Source organism: Aeromonas sp. Y318-3 (assembly GCF_027706185.1).
Taxonomy (GTDB): Bacteria; Pseudomonadota; Gammaproteobacteria; order Enterobacterales; family Aeromonadaceae; genus Aeromonas; species Aeromonas veronii.
Map to the genome: position 1 here is coordinate 64,939 of NZ_JAPDCN010000011.1, position 20,868 is coordinate 85,806.

20 protein-coding genes and 1 tRNA gene are annotated in these 20,868 nt (G+C 58.4%); 11 read left to right on the forward strand and 10 right to left on the reverse strand.

The window, feature by feature from the left end:
* Nucleotides 1–6: 6 nt before the first annotated feature.
* Together pntA and yqhD are read right to left on the reverse strand one after the other, a co-directional pair.
* Nucleotides 7–1,533, reverse strand: a complete 1,527-nt coding sequence (gene pntA, locus OKB77_RS15530; RefSeq protein ID WP_040070064.1) for a Re/Si-specific NAD(P)(+) transhydrogenase subunit alpha — start codon at nt 1,531–1,533, stop codon at nt 7–9.
* 507 nt (nt 1,534–2,040) lie between these two features.
* Complete coding sequence (gene yqhD / locus OKB77_RS15535; protein ID WP_265776097.1) at nt 2,041–3,204, reverse strand: alcohol dehydrogenase; 1,164 nt, start codon at nt 3,202–3,204, stop codon at nt 2,041–2,043.
* 157 nt (nt 3,205–3,361) lie between these two features.
* Between yqhD and OKB77_RS15540 the strand changes: the two genes are divergently transcribed.
* The gene (locus OKB77_RS15540; protein ID WP_005339751.1) at nt 3,362–4,264 is read left to right on the forward strand and encodes an AraC family transcriptional regulator; all 903 of its coding nucleotides are present in this window, start codon (nt 3,362–3,364) and stop codon (nt 4,262–4,264) included.
* Nucleotides 4,265–4,281: 17 nt separating this feature from the next.
* The gene (locus OKB77_RS15545; protein ID WP_005356301.1) at nt 4,282–4,794 is read left to right on the forward strand and encodes a lipocalin family protein; all 513 of its coding nucleotides are present in this window, start codon (nt 4,282–4,284) and stop codon (nt 4,792–4,794) included.
* 65 nt (nt 4,795–4,859) lie between these two features.
* Here the strand turns inward: OKB77_RS15545 and OKB77_RS15550 are convergent, their stop codons facing one another.
* Together OKB77_RS15550 and OKB77_RS15555 are read right to left on the reverse strand one after the other, a co-directional pair.
* Nucleotides 4,860–6,752: a methyl-accepting chemotaxis protein gene (locus OKB77_RS15550; protein WP_005357549.1), complete on the reverse strand. Its 1,893-nt coding sequence runs from the start codon at nt 6,750–6,752 to the stop codon at nt 4,860–4,862.
* A 207-nt stretch (nt 6,753–6,959) separates the two neighbouring features.
* Nucleotides 6,960–7,457 (reverse strand): lactoylglutathione lyase family protein, encoded by a 498-nt coding sequence (locus tag OKB77_RS15555; protein WP_265776096.1) that lies wholly within the window; start codon nt 7,455–7,457, stop codon nt 6,960–6,962.
* A gap of 100 nt (nt 7,458–7,557) precedes the next feature.
* Here OKB77_RS15555 and OKB77_RS15560 point away from each other — a divergent pair, with 100 nt between their 5' ends.
* The gene (locus OKB77_RS15560) at nt 7,558–8,430 is read left to right on the forward strand and encodes a LysR family transcriptional regulator (protein WP_265776095.1); all 873 of its coding nucleotides are present in this window, start codon (nt 7,558–7,560) and stop codon (nt 8,428–8,430) included.
* 144 nt (nt 8,431–8,574) lie between these two features.
* On the opposite strand, the gene OKB77_RS15565 is transcribed toward OKB77_RS15560, so the two are convergent.
* Nucleotides 8,575–8,651 (reverse strand) — tRNA-Trp (locus OKB77_RS15565).
* A gap of 201 nt (nt 8,652–8,852) precedes the next feature.
* Here OKB77_RS15565 and OKB77_RS15570 point away from each other — a divergent pair.
* The 5 genes from OKB77_RS15570 to OKB77_RS15590 all read left to right on the forward strand — a co-directional run bounded on the left by OKB77_RS15570 (nt 8,853) and on the right by OKB77_RS15590 (nt 11,762).
* Entirely contained in the window at nt 8,853–9,395 is a 543-nt protein-coding gene (locus tag OKB77_RS15570) for a hypothetical protein (protein WP_265776094.1), read from the forward strand.
* Between the two features lie 99 nt (nt 9,396–9,494).
* A complete protein-coding gene (locus OKB77_RS15575; protein ID WP_013724188.1) occupies nt 9,495–9,689 on the forward strand; it encodes a hypothetical protein in 195 nt (64 codons plus the stop codon).
* Nucleotides 9,670–10,590, forward strand: a complete 921-nt coding sequence (gene pyrB / locus OKB77_RS15580; RefSeq protein ID WP_005339735.1) for an aspartate carbamoyltransferase — start codon at nt 9,670–9,672, stop codon at nt 10,588–10,590. Before OKB77_RS15575 ends, pyrB begins: the two co-directional genes overlap by 20 nt.
* Before the next feature lie 15 nt (nt 10,591–10,605).
* Nucleotides 10,606–11,070 carry an aspartate carbamoyltransferase regulatory subunit gene (pyrI, locus tag OKB77_RS15585; RefSeq protein WP_005339730.1) on the forward strand — a complete coding sequence of 155 codons (465 nt, stop codon included), beginning with the start codon at nt 10,606–10,608 and terminating at the stop codon, nt 11,068–11,070.
* Nucleotides 11,071–11,270: 200 nt separating this feature from the next.
* Nucleotides 11,271–11,762 carry an arginine repressor gene (locus OKB77_RS15590; protein WP_005339728.1) on the forward strand — a complete coding sequence of 164 codons (492 nt, stop codon included), beginning with the start codon at nt 11,271–11,273 and terminating at the stop codon, nt 11,760–11,762.
* A gap of 131 nt (nt 11,763–11,893) precedes the next feature.
* Here the strand turns inward: OKB77_RS15590 and OKB77_RS15595 are convergent, their stop codons facing one another.
* The 4 genes from OKB77_RS15595 to arcA form a co-directional block, all read right to left on the reverse strand.
* Nucleotides 11,894–13,300: a YfcC family protein gene (locus OKB77_RS15595; RefSeq protein WP_005339725.1), complete on the reverse strand. Its 1,407-nt coding sequence runs from the start codon at nt 13,298–13,300 to the stop codon at nt 11,894–11,896.
* A gap of 123 nt (nt 13,301–13,423) precedes the next feature.
* Nucleotides 13,424–14,428, reverse strand: coding sequence for an ornithine carbamoyltransferase (gene argF / locus OKB77_RS15600; protein ID WP_005339721.1), 1,005 nt, complete (start codon nt 14,426–14,428; stop codon nt 13,424–13,426).
* 79 nt (nt 14,429–14,507) lie between these two features.
* Nucleotides 14,508–15,434, reverse strand: a complete 927-nt coding sequence (arcC, locus tag OKB77_RS15605; protein WP_270817945.1) for a carbamate kinase — start codon at nt 15,432–15,434, stop codon at nt 14,508–14,510.
* A gap of 62 nt (nt 15,435–15,496) precedes the next feature.
* Nucleotides 15,497–16,717 carry an arginine deiminase gene (gene arcA, locus OKB77_RS15610; protein WP_043850716.1) on the reverse strand — a complete coding sequence of 407 codons (1,221 nt, stop codon included), beginning with the start codon at nt 16,715–16,717 and terminating at the stop codon, nt 15,497–15,499.
* A 747-nt stretch (nt 16,718–17,464) separates the two neighbouring features.
* On the opposite strand from arcA, the gene OKB77_RS15615 reads away from it, so the two are divergent.
* The 3 genes from OKB77_RS15615 (at nt 17,465) to OKB77_RS15625 (ending at nt 18,756) form a co-directional block, all read left to right on the forward strand.
* Nucleotides 17,465–17,641 (forward strand): hypothetical protein, encoded by a 177-nt coding sequence (locus OKB77_RS15615; RefSeq protein ID WP_005339717.1) that lies wholly within the window; start codon nt 17,465–17,467, stop codon nt 17,639–17,641.
* 97 nt (nt 17,642–17,738) lie between these two features.
* The gene (locus OKB77_RS15620) at nt 17,739–18,386 is read left to right on the forward strand and encodes an AAA family ATPase (protein WP_005339716.1); all 648 of its coding nucleotides are present in this window, start codon (nt 17,739–17,741) and stop codon (nt 18,384–18,386) included.
* A gap of 1 nt (nt 18,387) precedes the next feature.
* Nucleotides 18,388–18,756, forward strand: coding sequence for a hypothetical protein (locus OKB77_RS15625; protein WP_005339715.1), 369 nt, complete (start codon nt 18,388–18,390; stop codon nt 18,754–18,756).
* A 737-nt stretch (nt 18,757–19,493) separates the two neighbouring features.
* Here OKB77_RS15625 and hemN read toward each other — a convergent pair.
* Nucleotides 19,494–20,867 carry an oxygen-independent coproporphyrinogen III oxidase gene (hemN, locus tag OKB77_RS15630; RefSeq protein WP_270817946.1) on the reverse strand — a complete coding sequence of 458 codons (1,374 nt, stop codon included), beginning with the start codon at nt 20,865–20,867 and terminating at the stop codon, nt 19,494–19,496.
* Nucleotide 20,868 lies beyond the last annotated feature (1 nt).

Sequence of the window (20,868 nt, forward strand, 5' to 3'; positions counted from 1 at the left end):
ACCCCCTTAATCCTTACGGAACATCTTCAGCATGCGCTGAGTGACGGTGAAGCCGCCGAAGATGTTGATACTGGCAATCAGCACGGCGATGAACGCCAGCGCGGTGACCAGGGTCGACCCTTGCCCGATCTGCAGCAGGGCACCGACCACGATAATGCCGGAGATGGCATTGGTGACCGACATCAGCGGCGTATGCAGGGCGTGCGAGACGTTCCACACCACGTAGTAACCGACCACACAGGCCAGGATGAATACGGTGAAGTGGGAGAGGAAGGCAGCCGGGGCAACGGAGGCGATCCAGCCGAAGGCGGCGATGCCGAGGGCACCGAACACGAACTTCTTGTTGGAGGGCTTGGCCTCTTCCTTCTTGGCGGCCGGTTTGGCGGCGGCCGGTTTCTGCGGAGCGGCAGAGACGGAGATGGCGGGCGGCGGGAAGGTCACTTCACCGGCCTGGATCACCGTCATGTTGCGCTGAACCACGTCTTCGAAGTCGATGGCAACGTTGCCGTCCTTCTCCTTGCACATCAGCTTCATCAGGTTGACCAGGTTGGTACCGTAGAGCTGGGAGGATTGGGCAGGCAGGCGACCCGGCAGATCGGTGTAACCGATCACCTTGACGCCGTTGGCAGTGACATGCAGTTCGCCCGGCACTGTGTATTCACAGTTACCGCCAGCCTGAGCGGCCATGTCCACAATGACGGAGCCCGGCTTCATGCTGTCGACCATCTCTTTGGTGATCAGCTTGGGAGCCGGCTTGCCCGGGATCAGGGCGGTTGTGATGATGATGTCCACCTCTTTGGCCTGCTGGGCGAACAGCTCCATCTCGGCCTTGATGAACTCATCGGACATGACTTTGGCGTAACCATCGCTGGATGCACCGTCTTCGCCACCGAAGTCCAGCTTGAGGAATTCCCCACCCATGGATTCGATCTGCTCGGCCACTTCCAGACGGGTATCGAACGCACGCACGATGGCACCGAGGGAACCGGCAGTACCGATGGCAGCCAGACCGGCCACACCGGCACCGATCACCAGTACCTTGGCGGGCGGCACTTTACCGGCTGCGGTGATTTGACCGGTGAAGAAGCGACCGAACTGGTGCGCAGCTTCAACCACGGCGCGATAGCCACCGATGTTGGCCATGGAGGAGAGGGCATCTAGGGACTGGGCACGGGAGATCCGCGGCACCATATCCATCGCCATCACATTGATGTTGCGCTCGGACAGCTTCTTGACCAGCTCAGGGTTCTGGGCAGGCCAGATGAAGCTCACCAGAGTGGCGCCATCTTTAATTTGTGCGATCTCGGCATCGGTCGGCGCATTGACCTTGAAGATAAGGTCGGCTTGCCAGACATTCGGCACCACGCTGGCACCGGCAGCCTCGAAGGCGGCATCATCGAAGCTGGCCGACAGGCCTGCGCCGGTCTCGATGGCGACCTCGAAGCCGAGCTTTTTCAGCTGCTCGACGGTAGCCGGGGTCGCTGCGACCCGGGTCTCACCGGCGAGACTCTCTCTCGGTATTCCAATCTGCATGACTATTCCCTGATGGTTAATAAACAATCGCTGCCCAGTGTCTCACTTCTGACGAAACAAGACATGACCAAAGTGCAGGTCCAGGGCTCTTTGTTATGAAAATCAGTAGGCTTTACCTCAACCTCCTGTCATGGTCAGGCCCCCGCTTTTCAGGCGCGAAGGTGATTAGTATCAAATTTTGGAGTTTTATTACAACCGCAGTCCCGACGGCACTCGTACAGAATTCAGCCCATCCCTGGCTACGATTAAAAAAAACAAACCAAATTAGAGGCTTATACCAGCAAAAACGGCTGAAAAAAGTGATCCAACCAGTCAAAAAAAATGTTTTACCGGCCCTCTATCTTAGCGTTTTTTGTTCTTACGAAATCCGCTTTCGTCTCACTTCTCGCGGCGAAACGCCGAAAAGTAACATTTTCCCAACAAAAGCGGGGCCGCTCAGCCGCCAGAAGGCGGGAGAGGGCCCCGGCAATTCAATCGTTTCGCCCGTTTGGCGCCGATTGGCGGCCCTTACCAGGCCGCTTCATAAATATGCTGGCTCTGCACCAGATCGATGTCGCTGTGCTCACCGATGGCAGTCATACCGTGCTCCCCCAGCTTGCCGATCAGAGTGTCGATACCCAGATCTTTCAGACCGTAGTCGCGCAGTCGGGTCTTGACCCCCATCCGCTCGAAGAAGTCGCGGGTCGCGGCGATGGCATCGTCGATGCGCTCCGCTTCGCTGCCGCTGCTCAGACCCCACACCCGCTCTGCGTATTGCAGCAGCTTGGCATGCTTCTGTTTGCGCTTGGCCTGCAGCAGGGCGGGCAGCACCACCGCCAGAGTCTGGGCGTGGTCGAGGCCGTGCAGGGCAGTCAGCTCGTGACCCAGCATGTGGGTGGCCCAATCCTGCGGCACACCGGCGCCGATCAGGCCGTTCAACGCCATGGTGGCGCTCCACATGATGTTGGCGCGCACCTCGTAGTTGTGCGGCTCGGCCAGCGCCTTGGGGCCCTCTTCGATCAAGGTCAGCAGCAAGCCTTCAGCGAAGCGATCCTGCACCTTGGCGTTGACCGGATAGGTGAGGTACTGCTCCACGATGTGGACGAAAGCATCCACCACCCCGTTCGCCACCTGACGCTCGGGCAGGGTGTAGGTGAGCACCGGATCCAGCACGGCGAAGCGCGGCATCACGAACGGCGAGAAGAAGTGCACCTTGTCGCCACTGCTGCGACGGGTGATGACGGCACCCATGTTCATTTCGGAACCGGTCGCCGGCAGGGTCAGCACAGAACCGAGCGGGATGGCGGAACGCACTTCGCTGCCGACGGTCTCGAGAATGTGCCAGGGATCCTTGGCCAGATCGTAGTGCGCGGCAGCGGCGATAAACTTGGTGCCATCGAGCACGGAACCACCGCCAACGGCGAGCAGGAAGTCGACCCGCTCGGCACGGGCCAGCTCCACGGCGCCCATCAGGGTCTCGTAGGCCGGGTTCGGTTCGATGCCGCCAAATTCAAACAGGGTCGTACCGGCCAGCTCGTTGCGGATCTGTTCCAGCAGGCCGCTGCGCACCACGCTGCCGCCGCCATAGGTGATCATGACGCGGGCATCGCTCGGGAGCTGCTCGCGCAACTGGGCGATCTGCCCTTGGCCGAACAGGATTTTGGTCGGGGTATGGAGAGTAAAGTTGTTCATCGACATTGCCTTCTTCTGATAGTCAGGGCGGCTTGGCCGCGAAATCGTGATTGCATTTTTCTCCAGAACAACCCTACCATCAAGACAACATCCTGCTTGATTCTTGCCTATTTCTACAAAGCAGCAAAAACTGGAACTGTCCAGTCAAAGAGCGCCCATGCAAAACCGTTACAGCGACCTCGCAACCAGATTGACCCGCCACGTCACCGCCCCCGGCATCACCCCATCACCGGTGAAACAGGTCAACCTCATCTATACCACCGAGCACCATGGCCGCACCCCGGTGCTCTACCAACCGCGGATGATCGTTATCCTGCAGGGACACAAGGTGGGTTATCTGGCGGATCAAGTGTTTCGCTACGACCCCAACCACTATCTGCTGATGACCCTGCCGCTGCCCTGCGAGTGCGAGTGCTTCGCCTCCCCCGAGCAGCCGCTTATCGGTTTTACCATCGAGATCGATCTGGTCACCCTGCAAGAGCTGCTGCTGGAGCTTGGCGATGCCCTGCCCGCCCCCGCGCCGCAAAAGAGCGGCGTCCACTCGGTCCCCCTGTCCGAAACCATGTTCTGCGCTGCCGAGCGACTGATCGAGCTGATGGACAACCCGCTGCACGCCAGGGTACTGGGGCCGCAGACGGTGCGGGAGATGCTGTTCCACGCCCTCACCGAGGGGGGCGGCCCGGCGCTGCAAGCGCTCGCCAATCGCCACAACCATGTGGGCCAGATCGCCCGGGTGCTGCGTATGATAGAGTCCCGTTATGCCGACAACCTCACCATGGAGGAGCTGGCGCGGGAGGTGAACATGAGCGTCTCCGCCTTTCACCACCACTTCAAGGCGGTCACTGCCACCTCGCCGCTGCAGTACATCAAGTCGTTTCGCCTCCACAAGGCGCGGATGATGATGCTGCACGACGGCATCAAGGCGGGCACCGCGGCGGCCAGAGTCGGTTACGAGAGCAACTCCCAGTTCAGCCGGGAGTACAAGCGCTTTTTCGGCAGCACGCCGACGGATCAGGCCTCCCGCTTCCGGGATGGCCAGCTGCGCATCATCGAGGGATAACAAGAGAGGGATTACTTATGCGTTCACTGCTTTGCCTGTTCACCGCTTTGCTGCTGACGGCCTGTACCGGGATTGCCGACGGCATCCGCCCCGTTACCGGCTTCCAGCTCGATCGTTACCTCGGTACCTGGTACGAAATAGCCCGCCTCGACCACAGCTTCGAGCGGGGGCTGGAGCAGGTGAGCGCCACCTACAGCCTGCGGGACGATGGCGGCGTCAAGGTGCTCAACCGCGGCAAGCAGAGCGATGGCAGCTGGCGCGAAGCCGAGGGCAAGGCCTACTTCGTCGGCAACCCGGACGAGGCGCGGCTCAAGGTGAGTTTCTTCGGCCCCTTCTACGGCGGCTACAACGTCATCGACCTCGACCCCGATTACCAGCTCTCGCTGGTGACCAGCTACAACCACGACTACCTCTGGATCCTCTCCCGCTCCCCCAACCCGCCCAAGGCGAAGGTGGATGCGCTGGTCGCCAAGGCGAAGTCGCTGGGCTTTGCTACCGACCAGCTGATTTGGGTCAAGCAGACCCCTTAAGCCAGTCGTGAAATAACAAAGGGCAGCCCGCGGGCTGCCCTTTCTGTTGCTGGCGTGGCGGGATGTCAGAGCCGGAAGCGGCCGATCTCCTGCTCCAGCCGCTCAGTCAGCGACTTGAGCTCGGCCGCCTGCGCCGCCTCGTTGCCCGCCTGCTCGGCCAGCTCTTGCGAGACGTGGCGGATATTCTCGGTATTGCGGCTGATCTCGCCGGTCACCGAAGTCTGCTCCTCGGCCGCTGCGGCGATCTGGGTCGCCATGTCGCTGATGGAGCCGATCGCCTCGTTGATCCGGGCAAGGCTCTGGTTGGCCGCTTCCGCATCCTCGACGCTGGTACCCGCCAGCTGACGGCTGGTCTCCATGCCACCCACGGCGCGACGGGTAGTCTGCTGCAGGGTCTCGATCATCTGCTGGATCTCGTCGGTGGAGTCGTGAGTGCGGCGCGACAGCACCCGCACCTCGTCCGCCACTACCGCGAAGCCTCGGCCCTGCTCACCGGCCCGGGCCGCCTCGATGGCGGCGTTGAGCGCCAGCAGGTTGGTCTGCTCGGCGATGCCGCTGATGGTCGCCAGTATGCCGCTGATCTTCTGGGCATGGCTGTCGAGCTCGTTGATGATCTGGCTGGCATCGGCCACTTCGTCCGCCAGACCGGTAATGCTGCGCTGACTCTGGCCAACCTGGGATTGACCGGCGACCGCCAGTGCGACCGCATCGGTGGCGGTAGTGGCGGCAAACTCGGCGTTGCCAGCGATCTCCTGGGTAGCGGAAGCCATCTCGGTCACCGCGGTCGCCACCATCACGATCTCATCCTGCTGCTGGCGCACCCTCTGACTGCGGGCCTGCGCCCCGGCCGCCTGAGCGCGAGACTGTGCCGCCAGCTCGACGGTCACATCCCGCAACCGGCTGACGATACCGTGCAGCCGCGCCACGAACTGGTTGAAGTTCTGGGCCAGCTGACCCACCTCATCCTTGCTGTGAGTGTTGATGTGAACGGTGAGATCCCCCTCGCCGTGGGCAATGTCGTGCAGGGCGTGCGCGACCCGACCGAGATCGGCGAACAGGTATTTGAAGGTGGCGGTGAGCAGGGCGCTGAACACCAGCATCAGCACCAGGGTCAGCCCCACCAGCTCCCACAGCAGACTGCTGAGCGGCGCCTCCAGCACATCGCGATACATCACCATGGCCAGCAGCCAGTCGGTGCCCGGCACCGGTTGTACTGCCAGCAGCACATCCCGCCCGTCGAGGGTGGCGGCGTGCAGCTCGCTGTTTTCGCGGCCCCACTGCTGGAAGGTGGCGGCAGAGAGTCCCGGCGCCAGCTCGGCGATGGGCTTGAGCGCCAAATCCTTCTGCGGATGGCCGACGATGAGGCCGCTGCTGTCGAGCAGCATGGCGTAGCCCTCACCCTGCACCTTCATCGCCAGCACTTCGTCGATAAGCTTATCGAGCGCTAGGTTGGCCCCCACGGCACCGACCAGCTCCCCCTGATGGCGCACCGGCTCGGAAAGAGTGACCACCAGCTTCTGCATGGTGACGCTGACATAGGGGGCGGTGACGATCAGCTGCCCCGCCTTCACTGCATCCTGATACCAGGGGCGCTCGCGCGGGTCATAGTTGCCGGTATTGAGGGAGGGGTCCTGCCGGGTCATCACCCCCTGCGCGGAGCCAAAATAGGTGAGGCCGAAGCCGCCGGAGGTGTAGGCCTGCTTCAGGTGGGGCACCAGTTCGGCTTGGGGGTTATCGCTGATCAGGTTGACCAGCGCATGGACGGTGTTCTTGCGATCCGTCATCCATTCGCCGATGGCGACCGAGTAGGCGTGGCCATAGTTGACCGCCTCGCTCTGGATGGCGCTCATGGTGCGGGATTTTAGGGTGTGAAAGGCAACGATGCCGAGCAGTGATGCCATCAGCAGCACTACGCCAAGACTGGTGGCCAGCAGCTTGCCGCGCAGAGAGAGGGTCATGACGACGAATCCTTGTTGTTGTGTCAGGCAGGGAAAACCCTGATGTATCAAAGGCTATCGGCCGCAATATGAACAGACTTTAGTGAATCTGTATATTTTCCCATCTATCAACAACAGAACGCGCTATTCGTGTGAACCAGATCGCTATTCCATGCTACTGACTCTTGTAACAACAAAGCAGCAGGCCGCCCGAAGGCGGCCTGTCACTTACCCCTGATATGCACCGGCGGAGTAGGTCAGCTCATAGCTGTGGCTGTAGATCTCGACGATATTGCCGAAGGGATCTTCCATGTAGACCATGCGGTAGGGTTTCTCGCCCGGGTAGTACTCGCGCACCGGCATCCGCTGCTTGCCGCCCGCTGCGACGATGCGCGCCGCCAGCCCCTCGACATCCGGATCCTGCACGCTGAAGTGGAACACCCCGGTCTTCCAGAATTCGAAGTTGTTCTCACGGCGCTCGCTGTTGGGGAACTCGAACAGCTCGATGCCAATCTTGTCGCCGGTGGAGAGGTGGGCGATGCGAAAAGAACCCCAACCCGGGCCGAACACGTCGTTGCACATCACGCCGATGGCGGAGTCATCCTCGCTGATGGTGGTCGCCGGCATGATGAGATACCAACCCATCACCTTGTTATAGAACTCGACTGCCTTGTCGAGGTCAGTCACCGTGATGCCGATGTGGGAGAAGTTGCGCGGGTAAGTCATAAGTCACCTTGAAATTGTGTGTGGGAAACAGGTGACATGATAGGAAGGGGCGACATAATGAAAAATAATGTCAAACTAATGGAAGGCATAAATTAAATTTATGGTTAATCCGCTCTGGCTCCACACCCTGGTGGTGGTGCATGAAACCGGCAATTTTACCCGTGCCGCCGAGCGGCTGGATCTCACCCAAGCCGCCGTCAGTCAGCATATCTCGCGCCTCGAGGCCGAATTTGGCACCCTGCTGCTGCGCAAGCCCCGTCAGCTGGAGCTCACTCCGCGCGGGCTGGTGCTGCTCGACTTCGCCCGCCAGCAGGCGCAGGCCGCCGAACAGCTGCGGGCGCGCCTCTCTGACGATGACCCTCACCGCGGCGCCATCACCCTGTCCACCCCGGGTAGCATCGGTCTGCTGCTCTATCCCCTGCTGCTCGACCAGCAACAGGAGCACCCCGGACTCACTATCCAGCACCGCTTCGCCCCCACCCCCGACATAGTGCAGGCGGTACTGGCGGGGCGCAGCGATCTGGGACTGGTGGATCAGCCGCCGGAGCACCCCAGCATTACCACCGAGCCCTTCGCCCGCGAACCCCTTTGTCTGGTGGTGCCCAACGATGGCGAGGAGCAGAGCTGGCAGCACCTCTGTCAGCTCGGCTTTATCGACCATCCGGATGGCCGCAGCATGGCTCAGCGCCTGTTGGGACGACGCTACCCCGGCCAGCGCGTTGACGAGATCCCCCTGCGCGGCTTTACCAACCAGATCGGCATGATCCTGGAGCCGGTCGCCCGCGGCCTCGGCTTTACCGTGCTGCCCCGCTTCGCCGTCACCGCCTTTGCCCAGCAGGAGAAGATCCGGGTGATCCAGAGCAGCATTGAAGTGATCGACACCCTCTGGCTGATCTACCGCGCCGAGTGGCCGCTCCCCGCCCGCCACCAGCGGCTGGTCACCGTCCTGAAACAGCGGGTTGCTGCACATTGAACGCTCTTGCGGCAGACATCGAGATCAATGTGGCCACAGTCACCGAGGGCTGGCGGCAAGAAGGAGAAGAGAAAGGAGAGAGGGATAAATTGGCGAACGCCGGAAATGCGAAAGGCCAGCTCAATGAACTGGCCTTTCTGAAAATGGCAGGGGCGGCAGGACTCGAACCCGCAACCATCGGTTTTGGAGACCGCTGTTCTACCAATTGGAACTACGCCCCTGCAACAAACGAGGCGTAGTATACAAAGTGGAGATCAAAGGTAAAGGCTTTTTTTACGCTTTCGATGCGATTGCACAAATCCCGAACAAGTCGCGCTTGTTTGTGCAGCAAAGCGGGATAACTTGCTGTATTTGCAGCCCTGCCGGGGTAGGAATGGGACATAAATGGGGGTAGGGTGAAATCAGGTACCGGGAGGCCACTTATGCTCAATTACCGACTGCTCCAACAACTGGCGCCCCTCAACTTCAGGGATGAACGCAAAACAGAGTCCCTGCCCGCCTATCTTGAACGGGTCGCACCACTGGTGCCCTTTATTCCTGAAAATGTGCTCTCCCAGTGGATTTACCGCCATTGGCGCGGTTTTGAGTCCAACTGGAGCTTTATCGATCTCGCCAGCCATCAGTTCACCTGTGAAAGCTGGCCCACCGCGCAGCTGGTGGATCAGGTGGACTCCCGCCATATGGAGGTGATCGAGCGCTGGGGCGAGATGCTGCGCAGCAATCGCTATGTGCGCCGCTCCTGGCTCGGCGAGAAGATGCTGAACGACGGCACCTGGCCCGAACCTGTCATCGTACTGGCGCCGGAGGAGGGAGCCTGCTACCCGAACGGGCAACCGCTGCCGCAACCCTACTGCCTGCTGGAAGGACACCACAGACTCGGTTATTTGCGCGCCATGGCCCGCGATGGGGAATCGCTGCAAGAGACGCACAAGGTGTGGATTTGTCGTCATGTTTCCGCCACTTAAACGTTTTTCATGCTGAAATTGGCATCGGAAATAAAATTTTGACAATTAAAAAAGCGGCCCTATAATCTGTCCGGTTTTGAAAAAGGTCGGGAAGAAACGATGCAGTTTTTGATTCAGAAAACAGCCTTGCAGACGGGTGGTGCGCACCAGAGCGGTCCCGTTGTTTCCGGTTCCCACCCCAACGATCCCCAGTTATTTTTAAAAAAAGCCCCTGTTTCAGGGGCTTTTTTTTGTGCCCGAAAAACCTCCAATGATGTCAAAGGGAATGCAGACGATGACCAATCCACTCTATAAGAAACATGTCATCTCCATTTCGGACCTGACCCGGTCAGAAATGGAACTGGTAGTCTCAACCGCACAACGGTTGAAGGCTGAACCTGACACCAGCCTGTTGAAAGACAAGCTGGTTGCCAGCTGCTTCTTCGAAGCCTCCACCCGCACCCGCCTCTCCTTCGAGACCGCGGTACAGCGCCTTGGCGGCAACATCATCGGCTTCGCCGACGGTGGCAACACCAGCGCCAAGAAGGGCGAGACGCTGGCTGACTCCATTAAGATCATCGGTTCCTACTCGGATGCGGTGGTGATGCGCCACCCGAAAGAGGGCGCGGCCCGTCTGGCCTCCGAGTTCTCCCGCGTGCCGGTCATCAACGGCGGCGACGGCTCCAACCAGCATCCGAGCCAGACCCTGCTCGACCTGTTCACCATCCATGAGACCCAGGGCCGTCTGGACAACCTCAACGTCGCCTTCGTCGGTGACCTGAAATATGGCCGCACCGTGCACTCGCTGGCCCAGGCCCTCAGCCTGTTCAACTGCCGCTTCTTCTTCATCTCCCCGGAAGCGCTGGCGATGCCGGACTACATCTGCGAAGAGCTGGAAGAGAAGGGTATCCAGTTCAGCGTCCACCAGACCATGGAAGAGGTGATGCCGGAGCTGGACATCCTCTACATGACCCGCGTCCAGAAAGAGCGCTTCGACGAGACAGAATACAAGCACATGGCCGCCAAGTTCATTCTGGAGCTGGCAACCTTGGAAGGGGCCAAGCCCACCATGAAGATCCTGCATCCCCTGCCCCGCGTCGACGAGATCGATGTGGCGGTCGACAAGACTCCCCACGCTTGCTACTTCCAGCAGGCGGAGAACGGGGTCTATGCACGCCAGGCGCTGCTGGCACTGGTACTGAACGAAACTGTCTGAGCTTAGGGGAATATCATGTCTGACAAGAACCAACTGCAAGTCGAAGCCATCCGTCACGGCTCCGTCATCGATCACATCCCCGCTGGCCAGGGCATCAAGATCCTCAAGCTGTTCCAGCTGGTTGAAACCCAGGAGCGGATCACCGTCGGCTTCAACCTGAAATCCGGCGCGCTGGGCAAGAAGGATCTCATCAAGATTGAGAACACCCGCCTGACCGAGCAACAAGCCAACCAGCTGGCGCTGTTCGCCCCGAAAGCGACCGTCAACATCATCGAAGACTTCAATGTGGTGAAGAAGCACCAGCTGGAGCTGCCGGAGTTCATCGCCGGGGTGTTCCACTGCCCCAACTCCAACTGCATCTCCCACAACGAGCCGGTGGACAGCTACTTCCGGGTGCGCGAAGTGAAAGGCGTGGTACGGATGAAGTGCAAATATTGCGAGAAGTCCTTCACTCAGGACATCGTCAGCGAGCGTTACTGATATCTGATTGGGCCCCGCGGGGCCCATTTTTGAACCCTGTCACATCACCAAATTTCCAGTCAGCTATAATTTGCCATCGCAAGATGGTAATGCCCGCTCATTCCCTGCATATAGATAGATTATCAGTGTTTTTACCTGATAACTGACTGCTATGGCAGATATCGCGCGTTTACCTCCGGTCATCATCAAAGGAATTCGCCGTGGTCAAAACCCTCAGTCGTCCCGTTGCCCAAGAGCCCGATCTGGCCCAGCTGGATGCCTGTCGCCAGATCATCGGTCAGCACTGCTACAGCACCCAGGAAGAGATCCGCCGCGAGCTGTCGGAGCGCGGCTTTGCCGACATCAGCCAGTCCACCATCTCCCGCCTGCTGCGCCGTCTCGGCGTCGCCAAGGCCCAGAATGCCAACGGCAAGAAGGTCTACACCCTGGTCGATGAGCAGCTGGAACCCGCCGGCAGCACCCGCTCGATCCACGACATGGTGCGCGAAGTGGTACACAACCAGCAGATGGTGCTGATCCACACCACTCCGGGGGCCGCCACCGTGGTGGCTCGCCTGCTGGATCGCAACGCCAATCCCGAGATCATGGGCGCCGTCGCAGGCAATGACGTGGTGCTGGTCGCGCCGCGCCATATCAGCCGCACCCGACAGGCCCATGCCGCCGTGGTGCGCACGCTGGCGCAGGCCCGCTAACCCCTTCCATCGAATGCATCGAGGCGACCTGCGGGTCGCCTTCTTGTTGCCTGCTACTTTGTGCCCATCACCTCTTGCGCCCATAAAAAACGGGAGCCCGCAGGCTCCCGTTTCATCTTGCTTGTTATCCCTCAGGAGAGCACGGCACCCAGACTCAGGCAGACCACGATCAGCACGGTCAGGATACCGAGCAGCGGAGCCACCCACTTCAGCCAGCGCACATAAGGCACCTTGGCGATGGCCAGACCGCCCATGACCACGGCGGAGGTCGGGGTCACCAGGTTCACCAGACCGGAGGCAGACTGGTAAGCAGTCACCACCAGATCGCGGCCCACGTTGGCGAAGTCGGCCAGCGGCGCCATGATCGGCATGGTCAGTACGGCCAGACCGGAGGAGGACGGCACCAGGAAGGAGAGCACCACTTCCAGCACAAACATCACGTTGATAAAGACGATGGTGGAGAGGCCAGTCACGATCCCTTCTGCACTGTGCAAAATGGTGTGAGTGATCATGCCGTTATCCATTACCACCACGATACCGCGGGCGATACCGATGATCAGCGCCACACCCAGCAGGTCGCGGGCACCGTCGATAAAGTTGGAGGTCAGCTCCTCTTCGCTCATGCGGGAGATGAGACCAACGATGATGGCGGCAGCCAGGAACACACCGGAGATCTGCGCCATCCACCAGCCCAGCACGGCCACACCGTAGATCATCACGGCGAAGGCAGCGACGAAGATACCCAGCACGATTTTACGGGTCAGGGTGAACTCCAGCATCTGGTCGCTCTTGTTGCCGAGGAAGTGGGCACGGTTTTCTTCCCACTTGTCAGCCACCAGAGATTTGCTCGGATCGCTGCGCACCATCTTGGCGTAACGCATGACGTAAGCAACACAGAGCAGCCAACCGGCGACCAGCATGGCAACGCGCAGCCAGATACCGTCGGTGAAGGAGATACCCGCGGCGTTGGCGGCAATAACGGTCGCAAACGGGTTGATGGTGGAACCGAGAGTACCGATACCGGCACCCAGCAATACGGTTGCTGCAGCCACCACAGGGTCGAAGCGGGCGGCCATCATCACCGGCACCAGCAGGGTGTAGAACGGCAGCGACTCTTCGGCCATCCCGTAGATGGTGCCGCCTGCGGCGAACAGCGCCATCAGGATCGGGATCATCCACTCTTCACGGCCACGCAGACGGTCGGTCACACGTTCGATACCGGCATCGATGGCACCTGTCTTGGTCACAATGCCAAGAAAACCACCGATGATCAGGATAAAGAGGGAGACGTCGATGGCGCCTGCCTCATAGGTGTCGTGGTTGTAGAGGCCATCGATAGGTGCCAGCAGCACGTCGACGATCCCCTGGGGATTTCCCTCCACCAGTTTGTAGGTACCCGCCACCGGCACTTCTTTGCCGAGGGCTTCGTTCATGGTCATCTCATATTTGCCGGCCGGCACTATCCAGCTCAGGGCGGCCACCAGGGCGATCAGCACAAACAGTATCGTGTAGGCTGACGGGAACTTGAATTTGGTCATGGTCCAGCTTCCTTCTGTGGGTGTGGTATCCATGCAGGCTGCGGGTTGTAGGGTTAGAGGTATTATGCCGCTGTCACATGGTCGAAAAGCCGGGGGTCGCCCCCCGGCACCACTACTGCGACCTTAGTCGCCCAGCGTAGCAACCATCACTGCCTTGATGGTGTGCATCCGGTTTTCGGCCTCGTCGAACACGATGCTGTGCTCGGATTCGAACACGTCCTCGGTCACTTCCAGGCCTTTCATGCCATATTTGTCAGCCACTTCCTTGCCCATGGTGGTCTCGTCGTTGTGGAACGCCGGCAGGCAGTGCATGAACTTCACATCAGGATTCTTGGTGGCGTTGATGACATCCATGTTGACCTGATACGGAGTCATCAGTTTGACGCGCTGATCCCAGGCTTCTTTCGCTTCACCCATGGATACCCAGACGTCGGTGTAGAGGAAGTCCGCACCCAGCACACCCTCTTTCACATCTTCGGTCAGGGTGATGCGTGCGCCGGTCTCTTCGGCGATCAGGCGGCACTTGGCAACCAGCTCCTCTTCCGGCCAGAAGGCTTTCGGCGCGACCAGACGGATGTCCATGCCCATTTTGGCGGCGCCGACCATCAGGGAGTTACCCATGTTGTTGCGGGCATCACCCAGGTAGGCGAACTTGATTTGATCCAGACGCTTGCCCTTGCCGTGCTCCAGCATGGTCATGAAGTCGGCCAGGATCTGGGTCGGGTGGAACTCGTTGGTCAGACCGTTCCAGACCGGGACTCCGGCGTAGGCGCCAAGCTCTTCCACGATCTCCTGACCGTAGCCGCGGTATTCGATACCGTCATACATGCGACCCAGTACACGGGCGGTGTCCTTCATGGACTCCTTGTGACCGATTTGGGAACCGCTTGGGCCAAGGTAGGAGACCTGCGCGCCCTGGTCGAAGGCCGCAACTTCAAACGCACAGCGGGTACGGGTGGAGGTTTTCTCGAAAATCAGGGCGATGTTCTTGCCGACCAGATGCTTGCGCTCGTAGCCACCGTATTTGGCTTTCTTCAGGTCGATGGCCAGGTCGATCATGTATTGGATTTCGCGCGGGGTGAAGTCCAGCAGTTTCAGGAAGTTACGGTTACGCAGATTAAAAGCCATGATGAGTTCTCTCTATATATGTTTCAGACCAGTTCGGGCAGTAGTGTTGACTACGCATTCTCAGTACAGATATCGGTAATTACGCATGTACGGTGCGGGTGGCGACGATATTGGTGCCGGCTTCACCCTTGAGGATGGCGAGGCCATCTTCCAGCGAGCCGATGCCAACCATGCCGCCGGTCGCTTTGACAAATTCACAGGAGGCTTCGACTTTCGGCCCCATGGAACCTGCATCGAACTTGACCCCGGCCAGCTCGTCCGGGCTGGTGACCCGCAGCGGGTGCTGGGTCGGTTTGCCCCAATCCAGATAGACGGCATCGGCATCGGTCAGGATCAGCAGGGCGTCGGCCTTGATCTGCTTGGCCAGATAGGCGGCAGACATGTCCTTGTCGATGACGGCTTCGATACCGGTCAGGCTCTGGCCATCCCAGGTCACAGGGATGCCGCCACCACCGGTACAGATGATGAGGTGGCCTTGGGCAATCAGGGTTTCGATGGCGTCGCCTTCGACGATGCGCTGGGGCAGCGGGGACGGCACTACACGGCGGAAGAACTTGCCGTCAGCCTTGACCACCCAGCGCTTCTCTTCTGCCAGAGTGCGGGCTTCAGCCTCTTCGTAGACAGGGCCGATAAATTTGGTCGGGTTGGCGAATGCCGGATCCTTGGGATCGACCTGCACCTGAGTCAGCAGCGCGGTGACGTTGCGGCTCGGCATCAGGTTTTTCAGCTCCTGGATCAGCATGTAGCCGATCATGCCTTGGGACTCGGCACCCAGCACATCCAGCGGATAGGGGGATACCTTGGTGTAGGCGCTGTTTTGCAGGGCCAGCAGGCCGACTTGCGGGCCGTTGCCATGCACCAGCACCACGTTGTACTCCTGAGCGATCAGGGCGATGGTCTTGGCGGCAGTTGCAATGTTCTTGCGCTGGATATCCGCTTCCAGTGGCTCACCACGACGGAGCAGTGCATTGCCACCCAGAGCGACGACGACAGTTGGTTTTTTCATAGTGGTTAATCTCGAGTTTGGTTCTGTGTGGCGCCAGCTTCTGCCAGCGCCACGCCGTCTCATCAGATGCTGTCGCGTTCCATCGGGCAGCTCATGCAGCGGGCACCGCCGCGGCCACGGCCCAGTTCATCACCCGGGATGGAGAGAACTGTGATACCGGCCTTGTCGTATTTCTCATTGGTGTAGGTATTGCGCTCGTAACCCACCACCACGCCGGGACGTACGGTCAGTACGTTGTTGGCGTCGTTCCACTGCTCGCGTTCGGCTTCGAAGCTGTCACCGCCAGTGGTGATGATCTTCAGCTGATCCACGCCCAGTGCTTTCTCGATAGCGGTGACGAAGTAACCCTCTTCCTTGATGTTCATGCCGGTGGCGCCGCCCGGAGTCAGACTCCAGCACTGCACGTCCTTGCGAATCACTTCTGGATAGACGGAGAAGGTATCGACATCCATATGGGTCATAACGGTATCCAGGTGCATGCAGCTGCGGTGTTTCGGCAGCTCCATGGCGATGACCTGTTTGGCCTGACCATGTTTGAACAGGCTGCGAGCCAGGTGCTCGACACCTTGCGGGGTGGTGCGCTCGGACATGCCGATCAGCACGGCGCCGCGGCCGATAACCAGTACGTCGCCACCCTCGATGGTGGAGTTGTCGTAGTCACGCTCCTCGTCACCGAAGTACTTGATGAAGTCCTGACCGGCAAACATCGGGTGCCAGCGGTAGATAGCCTTCACATGGTTGGTCTCGCGGCGACGAGCCGGCTTGGCCATCGGGTTGATGGAGACGCCACCGTAAACCCAGCAGGAGGTGTCACGGGTAAAGAGGTGGTTGGGCAGCGGCTCGATGATGAAATCGGTCGGAGCGTGCATGCCCACTACCATGTTGACGCCGCTGTAGGGCATCTCGGAGTAAGTCAGGCCGCCGGAGAGAATGCGGGCCAGTTCGCGGTGCGGCATGTCAGCCAGGAAGCAGCGCACGTCGTTGGCAAAAGAAGAGCCGAGGCGGTAGTCGGAGACCTGATGTTGCAGCAGCCAGGTTTTGGCTTCCGGCACATCAAGTGTTTCCGCCAGCAGATTGGTCAGCAGGAAAACTTCGACATTCTGATCGCGCAGTACCTGAGCGAATTTGTCGTGCTCCTGACCGGCGCGTTCAACAGACAGGACGTCATCGAACAGCAGATCCTGGCAGTTGGAAGGAGTCAGACGCTTCAGACTGAGGTTGGGGCGGTGCAACATGACACGGCGCAATTGGCCAACTTCAGAACCTACATAAAATTTGCTCATGATTATATTCCGTCTAGCAGTGGTCCCTGCGAGTGATTGAATAGATTCCTTCTATTCATGCTCGTGGCTAAGGCGGGATATTCTTTATGTAGGGTAATCGGCTTATGTTCTATCCTGCCCTTGCCTTTCGAGACCGAGGTTAGCCCTGCGAATCACGACAAACTTAGACATTGATCACATTCACTCAGAACTGAATATATTCACCATCCAATCTATGACCCCGGTAGCAAATTGCGCATTTTCCAAACAAATCGCACCGAATAACCATGCAAAACCACCCTGCTATATTTCAGGTTGATTCATTTTTTATTCATGCCAGTTCACTGGAGTGATTAAATGAAAATAACAAAAACTGTTAAAAATCATCACTATAAATAACTTTACAAATATAATTTGAATATTACTCCCTAAGTATTGAATACATCGCCGTGACGGGAGGAGCACGGGAGAAATAAATACTCACATCGACCACATTCACTGCATAAATCTTTTCTTGTTCCAGATCATGGCATTGATGCCAACCCCATCAGGCTCGGCCTCATCAGTCACCACCTCTTTGTGCGGTTCAACTTAATATGCACAAAGTCCGCATCAAGGTGGGCAGCTATCCTCGTCGGTCACCACAACGCCTTTTGATACTTTTTTCATTAATTGAATTTATTCGTCTCACCTTGCACTGGCGCCAACCTCGACTTAACTCAGAAAGTGATCCAGATCACACAGGAATGGCACTACCAAGGAGTTGTTATGAAAATGAAACCCATGCTGTTGCTCGCGACTTTGCTGCTCTCTGCGCTCCCCACCCTCAGTCAGGCTGAAGGAGCCCCTGCCATGCCCATGGTGGTATGCCATGTCGACAAGGCCCCCCAGATGCTGGTGCCTGACTATGTCTGCCGCTGGCAGGGAGGCAGCGTTCATTACTAGTCGAAACAACGAGAGGAGCATCACTCCTCTCGCCTTGTGATGAGACTGGCCCCTCCTATACTGAAATCAGCGGTTTTCTCATGGATAGGGGAACGTCATGATCTTGTTGGTCGGTGGAGAGAAGGGGGGGAGTGGCAAGAGCTGCTTGGCACAAAATCTGGCGGTCTACCTCAGATCCCAATTTCAGGGGGAGGTGTTACTGGTCGACTGCGACCCGCAGCGAACCACCTCTGACTGGATTCAGGAGCGCAACGACAACCCGGAGCTGCCACAAATCAACTGCGTACAGCTCTATGGCAATATTCGCAACGACCTGCTCAGCCTGAAAAACCGCTACGACTACGTCATCGTCGATTGCGGCGGGCAAGACAACCGGGCACTGCGCTCCACTATGGCTGTCGCCACCCACGCCCTGATCCCCTTGCGTCCGAAACGCCGCGACCTCAAGACCCTGCCCCACATGGAAGATCTCATCACCACCTGCAAGATGGTCAACCCGACCCTCAATGCAGCCGTAGTGCTGACCCAGTGCCCCGCCCTGCCCAATCAGGTAAAACGCATTCTGGAAGCGAAAGAGGTTTGCTCCTCGTTCGGTGTCGACGTCCTGAACGCCATCACCTATGGCCGCAACGTCTATGACGACAGCGAAGAGAAGGGACTGTCGGTGATGGAGATCGAGCCGGATGGCAAATCCGCCGAAGAGATCCGGGCCATCGCCAAAGAGTTCCTGCAAGTGGGGGTGTGAGATGGGTCTGGCCGATCTGAAGAAAAAACACCAGCTGCATCACCAGAAGAAGTTCACCGTCGACGAATTTATCGAAGATGCGGAGTTCTACGCCAAGGGCAAACCCAAGGTGGTCAGCCTTGAACTGGGCCTGCATCGTGATGAAGCCTTGTCGGCGCTGGCCTTTATCGAGAGTGGTGAGCACCTGAAGCCCAGCTACAAAAAAGCCACCTTCTCCATGAGCACGGTGGCCATCGACGAGCTGGGTAACCTGACCCAGCAAGACGGCATGAACAAGTCCCTGTTGCTGCGCCTTTTTACCCACTACTTCTCTTCGCTCACCCCGGAAGAGCGCCAGACCATCTATGAGCGGCTCAACCAGCGCTCATAATTTCTCCATTCAACCGCTCTTTGTGTGCCTCACCAACTCACCCCGAATGACCATCATCAGACTGCAAAATCTGTTTCTGAAGCAACCAAAACGCCATGTAAGAGATCTGCCATTCCACATGTAAGCCAACAGCCGAAAAGATCCCCGAGATAATCGGAAGATAAGATCTTAAAACATGAAGATGAGCAACTTAAATAGCTGTTTATAAATGAATAAATCGAAACTCACCACTTTCGAAATAGCCAATGACAAAAACGTTTTCCAATCTGGCGTTGTAGCCGGTTAGAAAATCCTTATAGTTACTCATGCACGGACGCAATGAAGTCGGTCAGGAAGACTGGCTGCCAGGGTTGGGCAAATGGACTCACCACAGGATGTGGTAAAGGACACCTCCCAGGACGGAGAAAGTGCGACGGGACAGGATGACTCGTCAGGCCAAGATGGCTAAAGGACACCCCAAAGGATTGGGAAGGGGAAACCTAAAGGAAGAGGTAAACAGTCAGGGATTGCAGGGAGCAACTTCGTTCAAGGATCTGAGCGATACGACTACCGGGGGCGACGCAAGTCGCCCCCATCTTTTTATCTGCATTTCACCGTCCCCTTGCTTGGCTCTCAATTGCTTGCCTCAGTGCAGAGACTTCTTACCAGAACCTTTCCGACCCGCTGCTTAAGCAAAAATACATATGAGAAGGGCGCCACGATGGCGCCCTTTTCTGTTTTCTAATCGGCAAACAAGCTTATATCACGCGAGAGAACTGTTGCTGGCGCGCCTTGTTGCGCAAGTACACGTCGAAACACATGCAGATATTGCGGATCAGCAGCTGCCCCGTGGAGGAGACCTCCAGACCATCCTCCGTCATACGCACCAATCCATCGTTGATGAAGGTCTGCAGCAGCTTGAGATCGTCGGCAAAATACTCTCTGAAATTGAGCCCGTGCGCCTGCTCGACAATGGCAAAGTTCAGGCGGAAATCACAGATGAGCCGCTTGATCACCTCACGGCGGATCAGATCATCCTGATTGAGCGAGCAGCCTTTCCACTGGGCATGACCCAGCTCTGCAACCTGTGCGTAATAGGTCTTGAGCTCTTTCTGATTCTGGGAGTAGGCATCACCGATCATGCTGATGGAGGAGACCCCCAGCCCCAGCAGATCGCAATCACCTTGAGTGGTATAGCCCTGGAAGTTGCGGTGCAGCTTGCCCTCGCGCTGCGCGACCGCCAGTTCGTCATCGGGTTTGGCAAAATGGTCCATGCCTATGAACTGGTAACCCTGACCGGTCAGGAAGGCGATGGTATCCTGCAGCATGGCCAGCTTCTCCTGCGGCGCAGGCATATCCACCTCTTTCAACTTGCGCTGGGCGGCAAAGCGGCTCGGCAGATGGGCATAGTTGAAGATGGAGAGGCGCGCCGGATCCGTCTTGAGCACCTCTTCCAGCGTATGGTGGAAGCTGGCACGATCCTGATGCGGCAGGCCATAGATAAGGTCGAGGTTGGTAGAGCGGAAGCCAAGTTCACGGGCCCGTTCCAACATGGCTTTAATAAAGTCGTTGTCCTGCTCGCGGTTGACCGCAACCTGCACATCCTTGTTGAAGTCCTGCACCCCAAGGCTGATGCGGTTGAAGCCGACGTCTCGCAGCACATCCAGCATGGTAATGGCAATCTCGCGCGGATCGACCTCGATGCTGAACTCCCCCTCTTCGGCGAAATGGAAATGCTCACGCAGAATGGCCATCAGGCGGCGCGTTTGCGCTTCATCCAGATAGGTGGGTGTACCGCCCCCCCAGTGCAGTTGGGTAACCAGACGATGCTTGAAGAGCGGGGCTTGCGCCTTGATCTCCTGCTCCAGGTAGTCGAGATACTCGTCAGCCTTGTGCTGATGACGGGTAATGACCTTGTTGCAGCCGCAGTAGTAGCAGAGCTTGTGACAGAAAGGGATATGCACGTAGAGCGACAGATTGCGCTCGGGATACTGGCCGGCTGCGCGGACAAAATCCGGATAGCCGAAGCTCTCGTTGAACTCCAGCGCAGTGGGATAAGAGGTGTATCGCGGGCCACTGTAGTTATATTTTTCGATCAGGGCCTGATCCCACACAATCTGTTCTGCTTGCACG

What these genes read in the sequence shown, in the direction of transcription:
- pntA (WP_040070064.1), bottom strand. Translation starts at nt 1,533, where the DNA reads ATGCAGATTGGAATACCGAGAGAGAGTCTCGCCGGTGAGACCCGGGTC.
- yqhD (WP_265776097.1), bottom strand. Translation starts at nt 3,204, where the DNA reads ATGAACAACTTTACTCTCCATACCCCGACCAAAATCCTGTTCGGCCAA.
- OKB77_RS15540 (WP_005339751.1), top strand. Translation starts at nt 3,362, where the DNA reads ATGCAAAACCGTTACAGCGACCTCGCAACCAGATTGACCCGCCACGTC.
- OKB77_RS15545 (WP_005356301.1), top strand. Translation starts at nt 4,282, where the DNA reads ATGCGTTCACTGCTTTGCCTGTTCACCGCTTTGCTGCTGACGGCCTGT.
- OKB77_RS15550 (WP_005357549.1), bottom strand. Translation starts at nt 6,752, where the DNA reads ATGACCCTCTCTCTGCGCGGCAAGCTGCTGGCCACCAGTCTTGGCGTA.
- OKB77_RS15555 (WP_265776096.1), bottom strand. Translation starts at nt 7,457, where the DNA reads ATGACTTACCCGCGCAACTTCTCCCACATCGGCATCACGGTGACTGAC.
- OKB77_RS15560 (WP_265776095.1), top strand. Translation starts at nt 7,558, where the DNA reads ATGGTTAATCCGCTCTGGCTCCACACCCTGGTGGTGGTGCATGAAACC.
- OKB77_RS15570 (WP_265776094.1), top strand. Translation starts at nt 8,853, where the DNA reads ATGCTCAATTACCGACTGCTCCAACAACTGGCGCCCCTCAACTTCAGG.
- OKB77_RS15575 (WP_013724188.1), top strand. Translation starts at nt 9,495, where the DNA reads ATGCAGTTTTTGATTCAGAAAACAGCCTTGCAGACGGGTGGTGCGCAC.
- pyrB (WP_005339735.1), top strand. Translation starts at nt 9,670, where the DNA reads ATGACCAATCCACTCTATAAGAAACATGTCATCTCCATTTCGGACCTG.
- pyrI (WP_005339730.1), top strand. Translation starts at nt 10,606, where the DNA reads ATGTCTGACAAGAACCAACTGCAAGTCGAAGCCATCCGTCACGGCTCC.
- OKB77_RS15595 (WP_005339725.1), bottom strand. Translation starts at nt 13,300, where the DNA reads ATGACCAAATTCAAGTTCCCGTCAGCCTACACGATACTGTTTGTGCTG.
- argF (WP_005339721.1), bottom strand. Translation starts at nt 14,428, where the DNA reads ATGGCTTTTAATCTGCGTAACCGTAACTTCCTGAAACTGCTGGACTTC.
- arcC (WP_270817945.1), bottom strand. Translation starts at nt 15,434, where the DNA reads ATGAAAAAACCAACTGTCGTCGTCGCTCTGGGTGGCAATGCACTGCTC.
- arcA (WP_043850716.1), bottom strand. Translation starts at nt 16,717, where the DNA reads ATGAGCAAATTTTATGTAGGTTCTGAAGTTGGCCAATTGCGCCGTGTC.
- OKB77_RS15615 (WP_005339717.1), top strand. Translation starts at nt 17,465, where the DNA reads ATGAAAATGAAACCCATGCTGTTGCTCGCGACTTTGCTGCTCTCTGCG.
- OKB77_RS15620 (WP_005339716.1), top strand. Translation starts at nt 17,739, where the DNA reads ATGATCTTGTTGGTCGGTGGAGAGAAGGGGGGGAGTGGCAAGAGCTGC.
- OKB77_RS15625 (WP_005339715.1), top strand. Translation starts at nt 18,388, where the DNA reads ATGGGTCTGGCCGATCTGAAGAAAAAACACCAGCTGCATCACCAGAAG.